Source organism: Sandarakinorhabdus sp. (assembly GCF_031430775.1).
Taxonomy (GTDB): domain Bacteria; phylum Pseudomonadota; class Alphaproteobacteria; order Sphingomonadales; family Sphingomonadaceae; genus Sandarakinorhabdus.
Genome location: NZ_JANPCD010000046.1, coordinates 42,820 through 60,272, shown reverse-complemented (window position 1 = coordinate 60,272; position 17,453 = coordinate 42,820). Strand labels below are relative to the sequence as shown.

Annotated in this window: 13 protein-coding genes and 1 tRNA gene; 10 read left to right on the top strand and 4 right to left on the bottom strand. The window is 64.5% G+C overall.

Going from position 1 to position 17,453, the window contains the following annotated elements; genetic code table 11:
* Window positions 1–16: 16 nt before the first annotated feature.
* From RMQ73_RS02710 to RMQ73_RS02700, 3 genes are all read right to left on the bottom strand, one after another.
* Window positions 17–3,448, bottom strand: a complete 3,432-nt coding sequence (locus tag RMQ73_RS02710; protein ID WP_310496447.1) for an indolepyruvate ferredoxin oxidoreductase family protein — start codon at window positions 3,446–3,448, stop codon at window positions 17–19.
* A 132-nt stretch (window positions 3,449–3,580) separates the two neighbouring features.
* On the bottom strand, window positions 3,581–4,972 hold the full coding sequence (locus RMQ73_RS02705) for a hypothetical protein (RefSeq protein ID WP_310496446.1): 1,392 nt from the start codon (window positions 4,970–4,972) through the stop codon (window positions 3,581–3,583).
* Window positions 4,944–5,777, bottom strand: a complete 834-nt coding sequence (locus tag RMQ73_RS02700; protein ID WP_310496445.1) for a hypothetical protein — start codon at window positions 5,775–5,777, stop codon at window positions 4,944–4,946. The genes RMQ73_RS02705 and RMQ73_RS02700 overlap by 29 nt, the downstream gene beginning before the upstream one ends.
* A 101-nt stretch (window positions 5,778–5,878) precedes the next feature.
* On the opposite strand from RMQ73_RS02700, the gene RMQ73_RS02695 reads away from it, so the two are divergent.
* Both RMQ73_RS02695 and RMQ73_RS02690 read left to right on the top strand, forming a co-directional pair.
* Entirely contained in the window at window positions 5,879–6,595 is a 717-nt protein-coding gene (locus RMQ73_RS02695) for an endonuclease/exonuclease/phosphatase family protein (protein WP_310496444.1), read from the top strand.
* Window positions 6,588–8,135 (top strand): phospholipase D family protein, encoded by a 1,548-nt coding sequence (locus RMQ73_RS02690; protein ID WP_310496443.1) that lies wholly within the window; start codon window positions 6,588–6,590, stop codon window positions 8,133–8,135. The genes RMQ73_RS02695 and RMQ73_RS02690 overlap by 8 nt, the downstream gene beginning before the upstream one ends.
* A 27-nt stretch (window positions 8,136–8,162) precedes the next feature.
* Here RMQ73_RS02690 and RMQ73_RS02685 read toward each other — a convergent pair whose 3' ends face one another.
* Window positions 8,163–9,854: a formate--tetrahydrofolate ligase gene (locus RMQ73_RS02685; RefSeq protein WP_310496442.1), complete on the bottom strand. Its 1,692-nt coding sequence runs from the start codon at window positions 9,852–9,854 to the stop codon at window positions 8,163–8,165.
* Between the two features lie 63 nt (window positions 9,855–9,917).
* Here RMQ73_RS02685 and RMQ73_RS02680 point away from each other — a divergent pair, with 63 nt between their 5' ends.
* The 8 genes from RMQ73_RS02680 to clpX all read left to right on the top strand — a co-directional run bounded on the left by RMQ73_RS02680 (window position 9,918) and on the right by clpX (window position 17,428).
* Window positions 9,918–11,345 carry a cytochrome ubiquinol oxidase subunit I gene (locus RMQ73_RS02680; protein WP_310496449.1) on the top strand — a complete coding sequence of 476 codons (1,428 nt, stop codon included), beginning with the start codon at window positions 9,918–9,920 and terminating at the stop codon, window positions 11,343–11,345.
* A 4-nt stretch (window positions 11,346–11,349) separates the two neighbouring features.
* On the top strand, window positions 11,350–12,354 hold the full coding sequence (cydB, locus tag RMQ73_RS02675) for a cytochrome d ubiquinol oxidase subunit II (protein ID WP_310496441.1): 1,005 nt from the start codon (window positions 11,350–11,352) through the stop codon (window positions 12,352–12,354).
* Between the two features lie 236 nt (window positions 12,355–12,590).
* Window positions 12,591–12,911 (top strand): superinfection immunity protein, encoded by a 321-nt coding sequence (locus tag RMQ73_RS02670; RefSeq protein WP_310496440.1) that lies wholly within the window; start codon window positions 12,591–12,593, stop codon window positions 12,909–12,911.
* 107 nt (window positions 12,912–13,018) lie between these two features.
* Window positions 13,019–13,103, top strand: a tRNA-Leu gene (locus tag RMQ73_RS02665).
* A 57-nt stretch (window positions 13,104–13,160) separates the two neighbouring features.
* Window positions 13,161–14,762, top strand: coding sequence for a trigger factor (gene tig, locus RMQ73_RS02660; RefSeq protein WP_310496439.1), 1,602 nt, complete (start codon window positions 13,161–13,163; stop codon window positions 14,760–14,762).
* On the top strand, window positions 14,759–15,277 hold the full coding sequence (locus tag RMQ73_RS02655; protein WP_310496438.1) for a surface-adhesin E family protein: 519 nt from the start codon (window positions 14,759–14,761) through the stop codon (window positions 15,275–15,277). Before tig ends, RMQ73_RS02655 begins: the two co-directional genes overlap by 4 nt.
* A gap of 131 nt (window positions 15,278–15,408) precedes the next feature.
* The gene (gene clpP, locus RMQ73_RS02650; protein WP_310496436.1) at window positions 15,409–16,056 is read left to right on the top strand and encodes an ATP-dependent Clp endopeptidase proteolytic subunit ClpP; all 648 of its coding nucleotides are present in this window, start codon (window positions 15,409–15,411) and stop codon (window positions 16,054–16,056) included.
* Between the two features lie 121 nt (window positions 16,057–16,177).
* Window positions 16,178–17,428 carry an ATP-dependent Clp protease ATP-binding subunit ClpX gene (clpX, locus tag RMQ73_RS02645; RefSeq protein ID WP_310496435.1) on the top strand — a complete coding sequence of 417 codons (1,251 nt, stop codon included), beginning with the start codon at window positions 16,178–16,180 and terminating at the stop codon, window positions 17,426–17,428.
* Window positions 17,429–17,453: the final 25 nt, after the last annotated feature.

Here is a 17,453-nt window from a genome sequence, read left to right as displayed (position 1 = left end):
CCGGGGGAGAGCAGGCCTAGGCTGCCATCTTGACCGGCGCCGCGCTCCACTTGGCCCATAGGCCGGTCCGGCGCACCGCCACTTCGCCGCGCGCCTTGTCCTTGACTGGCCCGAACCCGCGCACATCCATCGGCAGCCGCGCAATCGCCAGCGCCAGCCCCATGCGCGCCGGGTCCAGTTCGGCGATCAGCCGGTCAACCTCGGCTTCGAACGCAGCGATATCGGCGCGTTCGTGGCGGCGTTCTGCGCTGTAGCCAAAGATATCGAACGGCGTGCCGCGCAGGCCCTTGCCCTTGGCCAGCAGCTTGAACGCCGTGAAAATCCACGGCCCGAAGCTGATTTTCTTCGGGCGGCCCGTCGCCGGGTCGATGCCCGAAATCAGCGGCGGCGCCAATTGCACCCGCGCCTTGCCGCCCGAAAACTGCGCATCGAACGCCGCCTTGAAGCGGCCATCGGAATACAGCCGGCCAACCTCATATTCGTCCTTGTATGCCATCAGCTTGTACAGGCTGCGCGCCACGGCTTCGGCAAAGGCATCACCGCCGGCGGCGCGCGCCCGGGCGACAGTGGCGCTGAAGCGTGCAGCATAATCGGCATTCTGATAGGCGGTCAGGTCGCTCACGCGGCGGGCAATCACCTCGTCCAGCGACTTGGCCGGCGGCTCGGGCTGCGGGCCTCGTGTTTGTTCGACCAGCGCCGTGACCTCGTGCGGGCGCACGGCCAGCAGCCGGCCCAGCCCAAAGGCGCGCTTGTTGAAATCGATCGCCACGCCGTTCAATTCGATCGCCGCCTCGATGCTTTCGCGCTTGAGGGGGATCAGCCCCTTTTGCCAGGCATAGCCCATGACGATGATGTTGGCGGCAATGGCATCGCCCATCAGCGCCGTGGCAATCGTGTCGGCGGCGATGAAATCACAGGCATTCGGGTTGGACGCGCCGCGAATGGCGCGTTCGACTTGTGCGCTGCGGAAATCCAGGTCGCGGTCGCGCACGAAATCGGCCGTCGGCGCAATATCGGCGTTGGCAACCACGGCGGTGCGCTGCGGGATCATCAGCGTCTGCGTCGGCTTGTCGGCCGCCACCACGGCATCGCAGGCCAGCACCAGGTCGGCACCGCCGGCGATGATGCGCGGGGACAGCAGATCGTCGTTCTTTGCCGCCAGACGGACATGGCTGTAAACCGCGCCGCCCTTTTGCGCGAGGCCGGCCATGTCGGCGGTCGTCGATGCCAGCCCCTCAAGGTGCCCCGCCGTGCCGAGCAGCGCCGACACGGTCAGCACGCCGGTGCCGCCGATGCCGGTGACCATGATGTTATAGCCATGGCCCGGCGCCGGAATGACCGGGTCAGGCAGGCCGTCCAGCCCGAATGTCGCGCGCGATTTCTTCACTTCGGCGCCCTCGACGGTGACAAAGCTGGGGCAGAAACCCTTGAGGCAGGAATAATCCTTGTTGCAGCTGGATTGGTTGATGCGACGCTTGCGGCCGAATTCCATCTCCACAGGCTCGATGGACACGCAGTTGGACTGCACCGAACAATCGCCGCAGCCTTCGCAGGCGGCGGTGTTGATGAACACCCGCGTGGTCGGATCAGGCATCAGCTTGCGCTTGCGGCGGCGGCGCTTTTCGGCGGCGCAGGTCTGGTCGAAGATGATGACCGTGCAGCCCGGCGTGGCGGCAAATTCGTCCTGGATGGCCGGCAACGCCGACCGGTCGAGCAGGCGCACGCCCGGCGGCAGGGTGACGCCCTTGTAGCGGTCCAGGTCCTCGGTCAGCACCGCGACCTTTTTGGCATGTTCGGCAACCATCTGGGCAGCGATCTGGTCCACGGCCAGATCGCCATCATGCTTCTGGCCGCCGGTCATGGCAACGGCGTCGTTGTAGAGGATCTTGTAGGTGATGTTCACTTGCGCCGCGATCGACTGGCGAATGGCGAGCAGCCCGGAGTGGAAATAGGTGCCGTCGCCCAGATTGGCAAAGACATGGTTCTGCGACGTGAAGGGCGCCTCGCCGACCCAGGTGACGCCTTCGCCGCCCATCTGGGTGAAGGTTTCGGCCCGGTCCATCCACAGCGCCATGATGTGGCAGCCGATGCCGGCCAGCGCGCGGCTGCCTTCAGGGGCCTTGGTCGATGTGTTGTGCGGGCAGCCTGAACAGAAATACGGGCTACGCTTGATCGGCGTCTGATAGGCGGCGCTCTTGCCGGCCTGTTCCTTGAAGAACGCCAGCGTCGACCTGATCCGGTCGGTGTCATGGATGCGTTGCAGGCGCGCGGCAATGACATGGGCGATGGTGCCGGGTGACAGTTCATTGTCGGGGCTGAGCAGCCATTCGCCGCTTTCGTCATGCTTGCCGACCACCTTGGGCCGCACGGCCTCGCGCCAATTATACAGCTGCCATTTCAACTGATGCTCGATGAATTCGCGCTTTTCCTCGATGACCAGCACTTCCTCAAGGCCCTCGGCAAAGGCGCGGATGCCGTCAGGTTCCAGCGGCCATGGCATGCCGACCTTGAAGACGCGCAGGCCGATATCGGCCGCAACGCGCGCATCGATGCCAAGCTCGTCCAGCGCCTCCATGGTGTCGGCATGGGCCTTGCCGGTGGTGACGATGCCGAAACGCGGACGCGGCGTGTCCCAGACCATGTGGTTGATGTTGTTGGCCTTTGCAAAGGCCATGGCGGCAAAGCCCTTGTAACGTTGCAGGCGTGTATCTTCCTCGCGCCACACGTCGCTGCCCCGGATATGGACGCCGCCATCGGGAAATTCGAAATCGGGGATGATGATCTGGCGGTGTTCGCGGGCAAGATCGATGGTGGCCGAGGTTTCGACCGTATCGGCGGTGGCCTTGAAACCGACCCAGGTGCCGGCAAAACGGCTCATGGCCAGGCCGAGCAGGCCGTATTCGACGAATTCATGCACCGAAGCCGGCGCCAGGAACGGCACGAACGCCGCCTGGAAATTATGGTCGGACTGGTGGGGCAGGGTGGAGGATTTGGCGCCGTGATCGTCGCCAACAATCGCCAGCACGCCGCCATGGGGCGAAGTGCCTGCGGCATTGGCGTGCTTGAGCACATCCATGGCGCGATCAAGACCGGGGCCCTTGCCGTACCAGATGCCGAACACGCCATCGAATTTCGCGCCGGGGTTCATGCCGACATGCTGGCTGCCCCAGACGGCGGTGGCCCCCAGTTCCTCGTTGATGCCGGGAGTGAAAACAATGTCATCTGCGGCCAGCAGTTTCTTGGCGCGCCACAATTCCTGGTCATAGCCGCCAAGCGGCGAGCCGCGATACCCCGAGATGAAGCCCGCCGTGTTCAGTCCGGCGGCGCGGTCGCGCGCCTTTTGCACCAGCGGCAGCCGCACCAGCGCCTGCACGCCCGACATGAAAACCCGGCCTTCGGTGAAACGATATTTGTCATCAAGCGATACGGGAGGCAGGCCGGCGACCATCGGTGACTTTCTGTTGCAACTGCGAAGTAGGTCAACAATACTGACCTTTTTCCTCGCTGGCAATGGCCTGCAAGCCAGTCTGGGATCAGCAAGGCGGTCTGGCGCCCCCTTCCGGCAAGGTTGCTCCTGCGATCAGTCGCCTTTGTTCATATTACCCTGTGTGGCTGGCGCTGCCGGCAAATTTTCCTGCGCAAGGAACCAGCGGTCGAAGTGGGTTTGCACCGCAGCGATGGGGCCGACCTCGGCCTCGACCGCCGCCAGCGCTGCTGCTGCCGGGTCATCGCTGTCGCCGGGCTGCAAAGCCTGCATCCGGGCAAAAACCTTCGCCAGCTTGCCATGCTCTTGCAGGTAAAGCGCAAAATAGCGGGTGGTCGCAAACTGCACCATGATGGACTGCGTGGATTGCGGCGGCCCGCGATATTCCATGTCCTCGCCCGGCGTATCGCTGGCAAACCACGGGCTGGTGATGACCTCGCGCAGCGATGGACGGATCGTCCAGTATTTCGCCAGCACCGGCCCGCGCCAGTTGCGCGTGCCCAGCACCTTGCCGTTTTTCGTCACCGACACTTCGTACAGCGCCGCCATGCCTTCATCGAGCCATTGCGGCACATCGCCAAAACTCGACCGCACCACGAGGTGAAAAAGCTCGTGCAGCAAGGTGCCGGTGACGGTGCCCGGAATCAGCGCCACAGCGGATTGATCGTCCTGGAATGTGTATCCGATGGTCGCCGGGCTGACATCAAGGTTGTGCAGCGTGCGGGCTGTCTGCCGCAGCTGATACTGCTGCGGCACGAGCCACAGCGTGAGGTAATTGTCCGGCAGTTTCAAACCGAAGCCGCTGTCCAGAAACGCCAGATAGGTCTCCAGCCGGGCCGCAATCGCCTGCAATTGCACGTCGGTCTGGCCCGATGTGGTGACAAAGGCGAAACGCCCGATGACCTTGATCCGCGCATCCTTCGGTGCCGCCTTGCGCAAGGCCTCGGCAATCCGTTCGGGCTGGCCCAGAGGCACCACCCGCGCCGTCAGTTGCGCCATGTCCAATGGCCCCAGGCTGCGCGCGGCATAGGTGGCCACCGGCTGGTCGCCATTGGCGAGATAATAGGCCTTGCCGCGCGCCATGGCGCCGGCTGCAACCGCCAGCGATGTGCGCGCCGTGCCGTCTGCCAGCACCGGCATTGCCATCGCGCCAAGGCACAGCCCCTGTTCGCGCGCCACCAGCGTGCGGCTTGAGGGCGTCAGCGGGTAGCGATACAGGATCGACCCCAGCACCCGCGCGCCCCATTTTCGCTGGTCGGCAATGCGGCAGCCGCTGGTGCCCAGCATGTAATCGACCTCGGCGGTGCGGCCGAAACCGGCGCTGCGATAGTCCAGCAAATTGCTGCGGGCCGGCGGATAGCTGCGCGCCAGCCAGTCGCCCTTGCCGCGATCATACCGCGGATCGGCGCTGGCCGGAGATGCCAGTGCCAGCAGCAGCAGCGCCGCTGCAAGACCGCGTCTATCCCGCCGTTGGTCCAGGTTCTGCATCGTCTGCTCCCTGCGCTGCGTCCGGCCGTGCTGCATCCGGCCCGAACAATTCGCGCTGTTCGGCGTCACTGCCGGGCAGGGTGGCAGGTGCCGGAATGTCAGCCGCCTGTGCCGCGCCGCCCACATAGACCGCGACATCATTGGTGGCGAAATTGAACGGTGATGTCAGCGTCACCACCATCAGCACCGTGCCCAGCACCGCCATCACGATACCGGGCGAACTGGTGGACAGGCTGGCCTTGATGCCGGTAGTTTCTCCGCCAAGCTCGGTGCGTTCCTCCGACAGGCGCGTCAGGATGAACAGCGCGCCCACCAGCGCCATGATCATGCCGGTGACGAAACCTATCTGGCGCGTCCAGGCGCGCAGCAGCAGTGTCGCATTGACCTGTGCATACCGCTGGCGAACGGTTTCGGCCTCCAGCACCGCCAGCGTTTTCCAACGCACGAGTTCTGCCGCCTCGCCGGCCGGCAGCACCGCAATCGGCGCATCGAGCTGCGCCAGCGATTTTTCCAGCCTCGTATCGGGGGCATAGCGGACGGCGTCGGAAAACCGTTCAAGCTGGATGAAACTGGCGACAAGGAAAAACGCCCCCATCAGCGCGATGCCGCCGAACACGAACGGCATCAGCCGGTTCTGCCACTGCCAGAGCCGGCGCCCGTCATGCGCCGACAAAGTGTCCTGCGCCGAAATGGGATCGATTTCCTGTTGCGCGTCGGCCTCCCCGTTCAGATGGCGGATGCTATCATCGCGCTGCTTGTCCCGCGACCCCCCAAATGGTCCCCCGGCGGCGCCTGACCCGGCCACCGGCATTTGTCTTGGCGGCCAACTGGCGCTAACCCTGCTGCCATGGCGCATGGGGTGACACATGACCGCGATACCGCTGCCGCCCGCTGCTGCGGCCCGCCATGCTGACGATTGCCAGCTACAATATTCACAAGGCCGTGGGCGCCGACGGCCGGCACAATCCTGAACGCATCCTCGATGTTCTCGACGAGCTCGGCGCAGCAGTCGCCCTATTGCAAGAGGCCGATACCCGTTTTGGCGTTCGCACCGCCGTGTTGCCGGCGGCGCTGCTGGCGTCGCGCGGCTGGCAGGCGGCACCGCTGGCCGATCAGCCACGCGCCATGGGCTGGCACGGCAATGCTGTCCTGCTGCGTGGTCCCGTTACACTTGCCCATGCAGCGCGCATCCCGCTGCCGGCGCTGGAGCCGCGCGGCGCGGTTATGGTCGATATCATCGCGCCTCATGCCCCGCACGCCGGTGCCGGGCCACGGTTGATCCGGCTCGTCGGCGCGCATCTTGATCTGTCCGGCCTGTGGCGCACCCGTCAGGCCCGCGCCATGCTGGCCGCCATGGCCGCCCGGCCCGGCAACCCGCCGGCCTTGCTGATGGGGGACCTGAACGAATGGCGGTCGGGCGGCGGCACCATCGCTGCATTGGCCGGGCGACTGGCGGCGGTACCGCTGCCTCCCAGCTTTCCGGCGCGCCTGCCCATCGGCCGCCTCGACCGGGTTTTTGCCCATCATGCGCTCAAGCTTGCGGCGGCCGGGGTCCACGCCTCCCCGTTGGCTCGGCAGGCGTCCGATCATCTGCCGATCTGGGTGGGCCTGGCCGATGATTGACATGACCGCTGCCGCTGCTGGCACTTTTGCTACTGCTCTTGCCTGGCTGCTGGTGCGCCACTGGCTGCGGCTGCCGGTCCCGCACTCGCAAAACACGCACGAACACGCGCGTCGCGTGCCCGCAACCGGCCCGCTGGCGGCATTGCTGGGGCCGCTTTGCGCGGCCCGTCCCGGCAAAAGCGGCGTGCAGCTTTTGCATGACGGTCCCCAGTCGCTTGCCGTGCGGCTGCTGCTGATCCGCAAGGCCAGCGTGTGCATCGATGTGCAATATTACATCTGGCGGGATGATGTGGCCGGCGGGTTGCTGCTGGACGCACTTGAGGCGGCGGCAGACCGCGGCGTGCAGGTGCGCCTGCTGCTCGATGATTTTGGCACCACCGGTCTCGATGCCCGTCTCATGCACCTCGACAGCCATCCAGGCATCGCTGTCAGGCTGGTCAACCCGTTCCGCCTGCGCCGCCCCAAGCTGCTCAACCTGCTGTTCGATTTTTCCCGCCTGAACCGCCGCATGCACAACAAGGGCCTGGTGGTGGACGGTGTTGCCGCCGTGATCGGCGGCCGCAACATCGGCGATGAATATTTCGATGCCGGCCATGCCGAACTGGTCACCGATCTGGATGTGCTGGCCATCGGCGCCATCGTCGCTGCCGTGGACGCCGATTTCGACAGCTATTGGCATTGCGCGGCCGCCTATCCGCTGGCCAGCATCGTGCGTCCCCAGTCCAGATCGCCTGCCGCGCCGTCCGGCACCGCGCTGCGCGCACGATATGAAAGCGCTGCGGCCAGTGACGCGGTGCGTGCGTTGATGGACGAAACCAGTGATTTCGAATGGGCGGATGTGTGCATCATGAGCGATCCGCCCGGCAAGCTGCTGGGTGTGGCTGCCCCGTCCGACCTGCTGTTGCCCAAATTGCTGGCGGCGCTGTCACCCATCAGCCGGCGCCTTGTGCTGGTGTCGGCGTATTTCGTGCCCATGGCCGAGGGGATCCGCCTGCTCGCAGACCTGGCGGCGCGCGGCGTGCAGGTCGATGTGCTGACCAATTCGCTGCGATCAGGCAATGTGGTGGTTGTCCATGCCGGCTATGCACCGCTGCGGCGCCGGTTGCTGGCGGCCGGCGTGCGGCTGTGGGAAATGAAGGGCAGTGGTGCGGGCAGGGTGCGGCTTGGCCTGGTGCCGCGCCGACTGCGCCGAAACGGCAGCAGCGCCAGCTTTTTCCGCACCAGCGCCTCGGCGCTGCATGCCAAGACGTTCATCGCGGATGGCACAAGCCTGTTCGTCGGATCGGTGAACTTCGATCCGCGGTCGTGGCGGCTCAACACCGAAGTGGGCTTTCTGATTGCGGCGCCGGCGCTCGCCGCACGCCTCGAGGCGGAACTGGATGCGGCCCTGCCGGAGTTTGCCTGGTCGCTGCGGCTCGAAGATGGCCAGCTTGCCTGGGACAGCAAGCCGGAGCGGCTTGATGCCGAACCCGGAACCGCCGCCTGGCAGCGTGCCGCCATCTGGCTGGTCGGGCGGCTGCCTTTCGCCTGGATGCTCTAGGGTCAGGACCCTGGGGCCAGGCCTGCCTCAGCTCAGGCCCTCGATCCGCCCCCCTGCGTCCAGATGAATGCCCAGCGCAGCAGGCGCGCGCGGCAGGCCAGGCATGGTGCTTATATCGCCGCAAAGCGCCACGACAAAGCCGGCGCCAGCCGACAGGCGAACCTCGCGGATCGGCAGCACATGCCCCGACACGGCGCCGCGCTGCTTTTCGTCGGCGGTGAAACTGTACGGCGTCTTGGCCATGCAGACGGGCAGGGCGCCCAAACCCTGTTCCTCCAGCAGCTTGACCTGCCGCGCCGCAGCCGGCGACAGCACCACATCGGCAGCGCGGTAGATGCGCCGGGCGATGACCGCCATTTTCTCCGCCAGTGGCATGGCGGCCGGATACAGCGGCTGGAACCGCGCCGCCGGGTCGCTGTTGGCATCGGCCAATGCGGCGACTGTGCGCGCCAGATCTTCGGCGCCCGCCGGGCCATCGGCCCAGTGGCGGCACAGATGCGCCGGCACGCCCAGCACGTCGCGGCAATGCGCCAGCACCTGCGCGTGCTCGCCGTCCGTGTCGCCGCCAAATGCATTCAGCGCGACCACAACCGGCAGGCCGAACGCGCCCAAGTTCTCGACATGACGGGTCAGATTTTCAAGGCCGCGCGCCAGCACGGCGGCATCCGGCGTGCCCAGATCGGCCAGCGCGGCGCCGCCATGGTATTTCAGCGCGCGCACTGTTGCCACGACAACGGCAACCGCCGGCGTCAACCCGGCGCTGACGCATTTGATGTTGCAGAATTTCTCCGCGCCCAGATCGGCGCCGAACCCGGCCTCGGTGACGCAGAATTCGCCCAGTGCCAGCGCGCTGCGGGTGGCCACCACCGAATTGCAACCATGGGCGATATTGGCGAACGGCCCGCCATGCACCAGCGCCGCCGAACCATGGATGGTCTGCACCAGATTGGGCTGCATCGCATCAACCAGCAACGCCGCCATGGCGCCGGCGGCACCGATATCGCCCGCTGTCACGAACCGGCCCGCCGTGTCGCGCCCGATGCGAATACGCGCCAGCCGCGCCGCAAGGTCGGACATATCGTCCGCCAGGCACAAGATTGCCATGACTTCGGACGCCACCGTGATGTCAAAGCCGGTTTCGCGCACCTGTCCGTTGCCGGCGCCGATGCCGGTAACGACCTGGCGCAGCGCGCGGTCGTTCATGTCCATGACCCGGCGCCAGACAATGTGCCGGGCATCCAGCGGCGCGCCGGTCGCGGTCGGCAGCGCAAAATGCACCGCATTGTCGATCATGGCGGCCAGCAGATTGTGTGCCGAGGTGATGGCATGGAAATCGCCGGTGAAATGCAGGTTGATGCGCTCCATCGGCACGACCTGGCTCTGGCCGCCGCCGGTCGCGCCGCCCTTGCGCCCGAACACCGGGCCAAGGCTGGGTTCACGCAGCGCAATAACCGCGCGCCGGCCGATACGGTTCAGCGCATCACCCAGCCCGATGGTGGTTGTCGTCTTGCCCTCGCCCGCCGGGGTGGGGTTGATAGCGGTGACCAGGACCAGCTTGCCGCGCGGGCGGGCCGCCAATTCTGCCACCGCTGCTGCCGACACCTTTGCGATATGGCGGCCATGGGGCTCCAGCGCTTCGGCAGGCAGGCCGGCACGTGCGGCAATGTCGGTGATGGGGCACAGTGTCGCTGCCCGGGCGATTTCAATGTCAGATGTCACTATAGCTGCCCCGAATCCGTTGTACTGCCCTAGCCAAAGCCCGGCGTGTCGGGAAGGACCATGATGTTCGACGATTTTTCTGCCCTGACATTGGCGCGGATGCAATTTGCCTTCACCGTGTCCTTCCACTTTATTTTTCCGGCCTTTTCCATCGGATTGGCCAGCTTTCTCGCCGTGCTCGAGGGGCTGTGGCTCAAGACCGGCCGCGACGTCTATCTGTCGCTGTTCCAGTACTGGCTGAAAATCTTCGCTATCGTCTTTGGCATGGGCGTCGTGTCGGGTATCGTCATGGCCTATCAGTTCGGATCGAACTGGGCGGTGTTTTCCGACAAGGCGGGTCCGGTCATCGGGCCGCTGATGGCCTATGAAGTGCTTACGGCGTTCTTCATGGAATCGGGCTTTCTGGGCGTCATGCTGTTCGGGCTGAACCGGGTCGGCAAGCGCCTGCATTTCGCCGCCACCTGCCTTGTTGCCGCCGGCACCACGATTTCGGCGTTCTGGATCATTGCGGTCAACAGTTGGATGCAGACGCCGCAAGGCTATGGCATTGCCGCCAACGGGCAATTCTATGCCACGGACTGGCTGGCGGTCATTTTCAACCCGTCGATGCCCTATCGGCTCGTCCATGTCGTTCTGGGCGCCTATCTGACCACGGCGCTGGTTGTCGGCGGCGTCGGTGCCTGGCATTTGCTGCGCGACCGCCGCATCGGCCGGACGCCGCAAGAAGCAACGCGCATCATGTTCTCCATGGCGATGTGGATGGCGGCCATTGTCGCGCCGATGCAGATATTGGCGGGCCATGAACACGGGTCAAACACGCTTACCTATCAGCCGGCAAAAATCTCGGCGATGGAGGGGCATTATGACAGCTATCCGGGCGGGCAGGGCGGCGGCGCGCCGCTTATCCTGTTCGGTATTCCCGATGATGCGGCGCAGGTAATGCGCCACAAGGTCGAAATCCCCGGTCTTGGTTCGTTGGTTCTCAAGAACGACCTGGCGGCGCCGATGGACGGCCTCGACAAGGTCGCGCCGGAAAACCGCGCCAAGGTGACGATCCCCTTCTTTGCCTTTCGCATCATGGTGGGGCTGGGTGTGCTGATGCTGGTGATGGGCCTGTGGAGCCTGTGGGCGCGGGCGCGAGGCAATCTGTTCGCGGCGCCCTGGCTCCACCGCATGGCGCTGGCGATGGGGCCGAGCGGTTTCGTCGCCGTGCTCGCTGGCTGGATCACCACCGAAGTCGGGCGCCAGCCCTTCACGATCTTTGGCGTGCTGCGCACGGCCGACAGCGCCTCGCCATTGGCCGCGCCGGCGGTGGCGGCGTCTCTGGTCGCCTTTGTCATCGTCTATTTCTTCGTGTTCGGCGTCGGCACCTGGTTCATCCTAAAGCTGATGAATGACGAACCCGGCCCTGGCGAGCCAATACCCGGGCCAGAAACGGCGATCGAAGTCGGCAGCCTGCCGCCCGAAGCCGCCATCGCACTGGCGGAGTAGGACCATGGCAGCAGACCCCATCCTGACGCTCATCTGGGCCGCGATCATCGGCACGGCGATCTTCGTCTATGTCATCACCGACGGCTTTGATCTTGGTATCGGCATCCTGTTCCCGGCGCTGGCACCGGGCGGCGAACGCGACACGGCAATCGCCACCATCAAACCGGTGTGGGATGCCAACCAGACCTGGCTGGTGCTGGGCGGTGGCGGCGTGTTCGCGGCCTTCCCACTCGCCTATGCGATCCTGATGCCGGCGGTTTATGCGCCGCTCATCGCCATGTTGCTGGGGCTGATCTTTCGGGGCGTTGCCTTCAAATACCGGGTCCGCACCAAGCGCGTCTGGCTGTGGGACGGGGCGTTCTTCGCCGGATCGACGCTGGCGGCGTTCTCGCAGGGCGTTATCCTGGGCGCCATCCTGCAAGGTGTTAAGGTGTCGGGCCGCAGCTATGCCGGCGGCTGGTGGGACTGGCTGTCGCCATTCTCGCTGCTCACCGGCGCGTCGGTGGTGGCCGGCTATGCGTTGATTGGCGCCTGTTGGTTGATCTGGCGGACAGAACACCGCGTGCAGGACCATGCGTTTCGGCTTGCCAAGCGCGCCGGACTGGCGACGCTGGTGGCCATCGCCTCCGTCAGCGCCGCAACGCCGTTTTTGAGCCACGATTATTTCAGTCGCTGGTTCGAGGCGCCGGGGCTGTTCTGGACCGCGCCGGTGCCGATTCTGGTGGCGGTGACCGCGTTTGCCCTGCGCCGGGCGCTGGCGCTGCGCCGTGAAATCCAGCCCTTTGTGCTCGCACAGATGCTGTTCCTGCTCAGCTTCACCGGTCTGGGCATTTGCATCTTTCCCTGGGCAGTGCCGGGGCAGGTCACCATCTGGCAGGCAGCCACGGCCGCCAATGCGCAGTCGTTCATGCTGGTCGGTGTCGGCATCATGCTGCCGATCATCCTCGCCTATACCGGGTACGGCTATTGGCTATTCCGTGGCAAGGTCAGCGAAAAGGACCATTACTGATGCATCCGGCCTTGAAACGATTGGGCTGGTTTGTTCTTTTGTGGGCTGCCGGTGTCGCCGTGGTTGGGGCGACGGCGCTGGTGCTCCGGGCCTGGCTCGGCGTTTCGGGCTGATGGTTAACTATTCCGTCAGAAAGATTGAGATATAGTAAATTTCACTTGCATTCAGGGTCCGATTGTAAAGAATTGGTGAACGCGTTGGTGCGTGATTCGCGCTGCGCTATCAAGGGGCCTGACATGCAACTCGACTACAACACGGTTTGGCTGCTCGGTACCGGGTTCATATTCCTGTTTGTTTTCAATTTCATGCCGACTGCCGTTGCCTATGTCTCGGACCATCCGGACCGGCACCTGCTCGCGGCAATCAACGTGATCGCGCTGTTCTCCTTCGCCCTGTGGTTTGCGCTGATGGCTTGGGCCGCGACCGGAAATTCCGAACATCCGCTCATCAAGCGCTTTGTAGGCACGCCCAAGCACCGTGGCCGGCTGATGGCTGGCGTGCTCAGCCTTGTGCTGGTCGGTGTCGGCATGTCGGCCTATTCGCTGAACCTCGTCTGATTGCAGCCGATCCCGCTGCCAATCCTGCCAGAGTCATGGGCGCTTTGACACAAGCAGCCTTGCGCTTGCCGCATCCCCTGATATAGACGCGCGCTTCCTGCCCAAGTGCGGGCGTGGCGGAATTGGTAGACGCGCTGGTTTTAGGTACCAGTGTCGAAAGACGTGGGGGTTCGAGTCCCTTCGCCCGCACCAGAGCTGTCGCGCCGCGCGTGGGCGACACGGATTTGCCCAGAAAGTCGAGCCTCTGCCATGCACATCTCCGAAACCATGAACCAGGGCCTGCGCCGCGAATATTCGCTGGTCATCCCGGCCGATGCCATCGCCAAGCGGCTTGATGCCCGGCTCGCCGAAGTCTCCAAGACGATCCGCATGCCAGGCTTCCGTCCCGGCAAGGTGCCGCCGAATCTGGTGCGCAAGATGCATGGCCCGACCCTGCGCGGCGAAGCGCTGCAGGCGGCACTGAATGACGGCGTCAACCAGGTACTCAGCGAAAACAACCTGCGCCCGGCCACCCAGCCGCAGGTCGATGTCGATGGCGAACTGGCCGAAGACGGCGACGCCCGCTTCAAGGTCAGCCTCGAAGTGCTGCCGGTCATCGCCGATGTCGCGATCGACGGCATATCGCTCGAAAAACTGGTCGTGCCCGCCGATGCTGCCGCGATGGACGCAGCCATTGCCCGCCTCGCCGAATCATCCGAGCGGACCGAGCCGGCGGCTGCCAAGTACAAGGCCAAGACCGGGGACACAGTGGTCATCGATTTCGAAGGCAGCGTTGACGGCGTGCTGTTCGACGGCGGCAAGGGCGAAGGCATGCGGGTCAAGATTGGCTCCGGCCAGCTCATCCCCGGCTTCGAAGACCAGCTGGTCGGCGCCAAGGCCAATGAAGAACGCACCATCAAGGTAACGTTCCCGGCCGATTACGGCTCGGCAAACCTTGCCGGCAAGGCCGCGCAATTCGCGATCACCGTGCAGGGCGTCGAAACCGCTGTGGCCACCGCCATCGACGACGAATTTGCCAAGGGCTTCGGCCTCGACAGCCTCGATGCCCTCAAGGAAATCCTCAAGGATCAGCTCGACGCCGAGCTTGGCGGCCTGTCGCGCACGCACCTCAAGCGCAAGCTGCTCGACACTCTGGCATCGCGTCATGATTTCGACGTGCCCGAATCGATGGTCGACGCCGAATTCGGCCAGATCTGGGAACAGCTTGAGCAGGAAGCCGCCCGCGACGAAAATCCTGACAGCGCCCGCGCCCAGATCGAAGGCGAGCGCGACGATTATCGCCGCATTGCCGTGCGCCGCGTCCGCCTTGGGTTGCTGCTGTCGGAAATCGGCCAGAAGAACAACATCACCGTTTCGCAGGCCGAAATGAACCGCCTCATCGGCCAGGAAGCCGCGCGCTATTCGCCCGGCGAACAGCAGAAGGTGGTGAAGTTCTTCCAGGAAAACGCCATGGCCGCTGCCCAGTTGCGCGCGCCCCTGTATGAAGACAAGGTCGTTGATTTCCTCATCGGCAAGGCCGAACTGACCGAGCGTCATGTCAGCCGCGCCGACCTTGAAGCCGCCATCGAAAGCGAGGACGAAAGCCCGCTGTCTCTGGCCGGCACCCAGGGCCACGACCATGGCCATGTCCATGGTCCGGATTGCGACCATGACCATGACCACGCCCCGGCCAAGCCCAAGAAGGCCGCCAAGGCCAAGGCCGCGCCAGCCGAGATCGTGACCGAAGCCGAAGCCCCGGCCAAGAAGCCCGCGAAGGCCAAGGCCGCCAAGGCTGACGCAGAACCGGCTGTCGAAGCCGCCGCCGAACCCGCTGCCAAGCCCAAGCGCGCCGCCAAGAAGCCGGCTGCGTGATCCTGAGAGCGGTTGCTGCACTGCTGCTGGCGGCGTTCATGCTGCCGGCGCAGCAGGCCACCGCTCAGGATGCCGCCGCTGCAGATGCTGCCCGGGCCAAACAGGCCTGGTGGGTCTATGCCGGCGGCATGGCTGCTCGTTCGGCCATGGATTCGCTGTCCGTTGTGCGCACAGGCAACATTGCGCGCTTCAACGAGGTGGTGGTCAGCACCGCCGGCCAATGGAAGACGGGCGACCTGCCGTTCGACTATATGGCCGCCAGCATCGAATATGATTGTGCGGGCAAGACTGCGCGGGCGGTTCGTATCGAATATTTCGACCGCGCCGGCAAAAGCCTGAAAATCACCTCGACCCCCGATTCCGCGTTCATCAGCGGCGCCGAGGGTTCGGAATTCACGCATTTCGCCCCCGTGGCCTGCCGCGATCTTTCGGTGGGCACGGCGCCGGGCCAACACGAGACGCTGGCCGGCTTCCTGGCTGCCTATGCCTTCTGGAATATCGCCGCCCGCAAGTAAGAGCGCCGTGACCACATGGCAGCCGCGTCATCTGGCGCGCCATTTGGCCGCGATGGCCCAGATAGATCAACAGGGGGGCTTGAAACTGGCCGCCAAACATCCGACCTTGTCGGTTCATGCAAAGGATTCCCATGCTCGACACTCCTAGCTTCAATCCCATGGCTGGCCTCATTCCCATGGTCATCGAGACCTCCAACCGCGGAGAGCGCTCGTTCGACATTTATTCGCGCCTGCTGCGTGAACGCATCGTTTTCGTGACCGGCCAGGTCGAAGACCATATGGCGTCCGTCATCGTTGCCCAGTTGCTGTTCCTGGAATCGGAAAATCCGAAGAAGGACATCTTCATGTACATCAACTCGCCGGGCGGCGTGATCACGGCCGGCATGGCGATCTATGACACCATGCAGTACATCCGCCCCAAGGTCGGCACCGTCTGCGTCGGCCAGGCATCGTCGATGGGCAGTTTCCTGCTTGCCGCCGGCGAGCCGGGCATGCGCGTGGCGCTGAAAAATGCCCGCATCATGGTGCATCAGCCGTCCGGCGGCGCCCAGGGCCAGGCCACCGACATCGAAATCCAGGCCCGCGAGATCCTGCGGATTCGCGGCATCATGAACGATCTGTATGTCAAGCACACCGGCAAGGACATCGAGACCATCGAACGCGCCATGGAGCGCGACAAGTTCATGAGCGCCGAGGAAGCCAAGGAGTTCGGCCTGATCGACGAAGTGGCAGAACGCCGCCCGCTTCCGACCGATGCCGAAGCGCAACTCGCTGCTTGATCAGGGCTGTTTCGGCCCGAACTGACCAATATGGCGCCAATGTGACAGATTGGCGTCGGCCCGCCCTTGCCGGGAGGGCCTGTTGCCAGCTACACTCGCAACCAAGCGAGAGAGGATAGTCATGACCAAGCTGAGCGGCGGCGACAGCAAAAGCACGCTCTACTGCAGCTTCTGCGGCAAGAGCCAGCACGAGGTGCGAAAGCTCATTGCGGGGCCAACAGTGTTCATCTGCGATGAATGCGTTGAACTGTGCAATGACATCATCCGCGAAGAAACCAAGACCGCGCTGGTCAAGAAATCCGGCGATGTCCCGACTCCGCGCGAAATCTGCAAGGTGCTCGATGATTATGTCATCGGCCAGACACATGCAAAGCGCGTGCTGTCGGTGGCCGTCCACAATCACTACAAGCGCCTCAATCACGGCGGCAAGGGCGCCGAGGTCGAACTTGCCAAGTCGAACATCCTGCTTGTCGGCCCCACCGGCTGCGGCAAGACATTGCTGGCGCAGACGCTGGCGCGCATCCTTGATGTGCCGTTCACCATGGCCGATGCCACGACCCTGACCGAGGCCGGCTATGTCGGTGAAGATGTCGAAAACATCATCCTGAAACTGCTGCAAGCCAGCGACTACAATGTCGAGCGGGCTCAGCGCGGCATCGTCTACATCGATGAAATCGACAAGATTTCCCGCAAGTCCGACAACCCGTCGATCACCCGCGACGTGTCGGGCGAAGGCGTGCAGCAGGCGCTGCTCAAGATCATGGAAGGCACCACCGCGTCGGTGCCGCCGCAGGGCGGGCGCAAGCATCCGCAGCAGGAATTCCTGCAGGTGGACACGACGAACATCCTGTTCATCTGCGGCGGTGCCTTTTCGGGCCTCGATCGCATCATTGGTGACCGGCTTCAGGGCAAGTCCATCGGTTTCGGCGCGCATGTTGCCGCACCCGAGGAACGCCGTGTCGGGCAGCTGCTGATGAAGTGCGAGCCGGAAGATCTGTTGCGCTTCGGGCTCATACCCGAATTCATCGGCCGCCTGCCGGTGATCGCCACGCTCGAAGACCTTGACGAGCCGGCGCTCATCAAGATTCTCACCGAGCCGAAGAACGCCCTGTCCAAGCAGTATTCGCGTCTTTTCGAGATGGAAGGCGTCAAGCTGTCCTTCACCGCCGACGCGCTGTCCGCAATCGCCAAGCGCGCCATCGAACGCAAGACCGGCGCTCGCGGGCTTCGTTCGATCATGGAGGGCATATTGCTCGATACCATGTTCGACCTGCCCGGCACCGAAGGCCTTGAAGAAGTCCAGGTCGACAAGGACGTGGTCAGCGGCATCAAACAGCCGGTGCGCCTGATGGTCACCGACAAGGCGGCCTGAGGCTTCGGCTCCGCGCCAGAGAGGG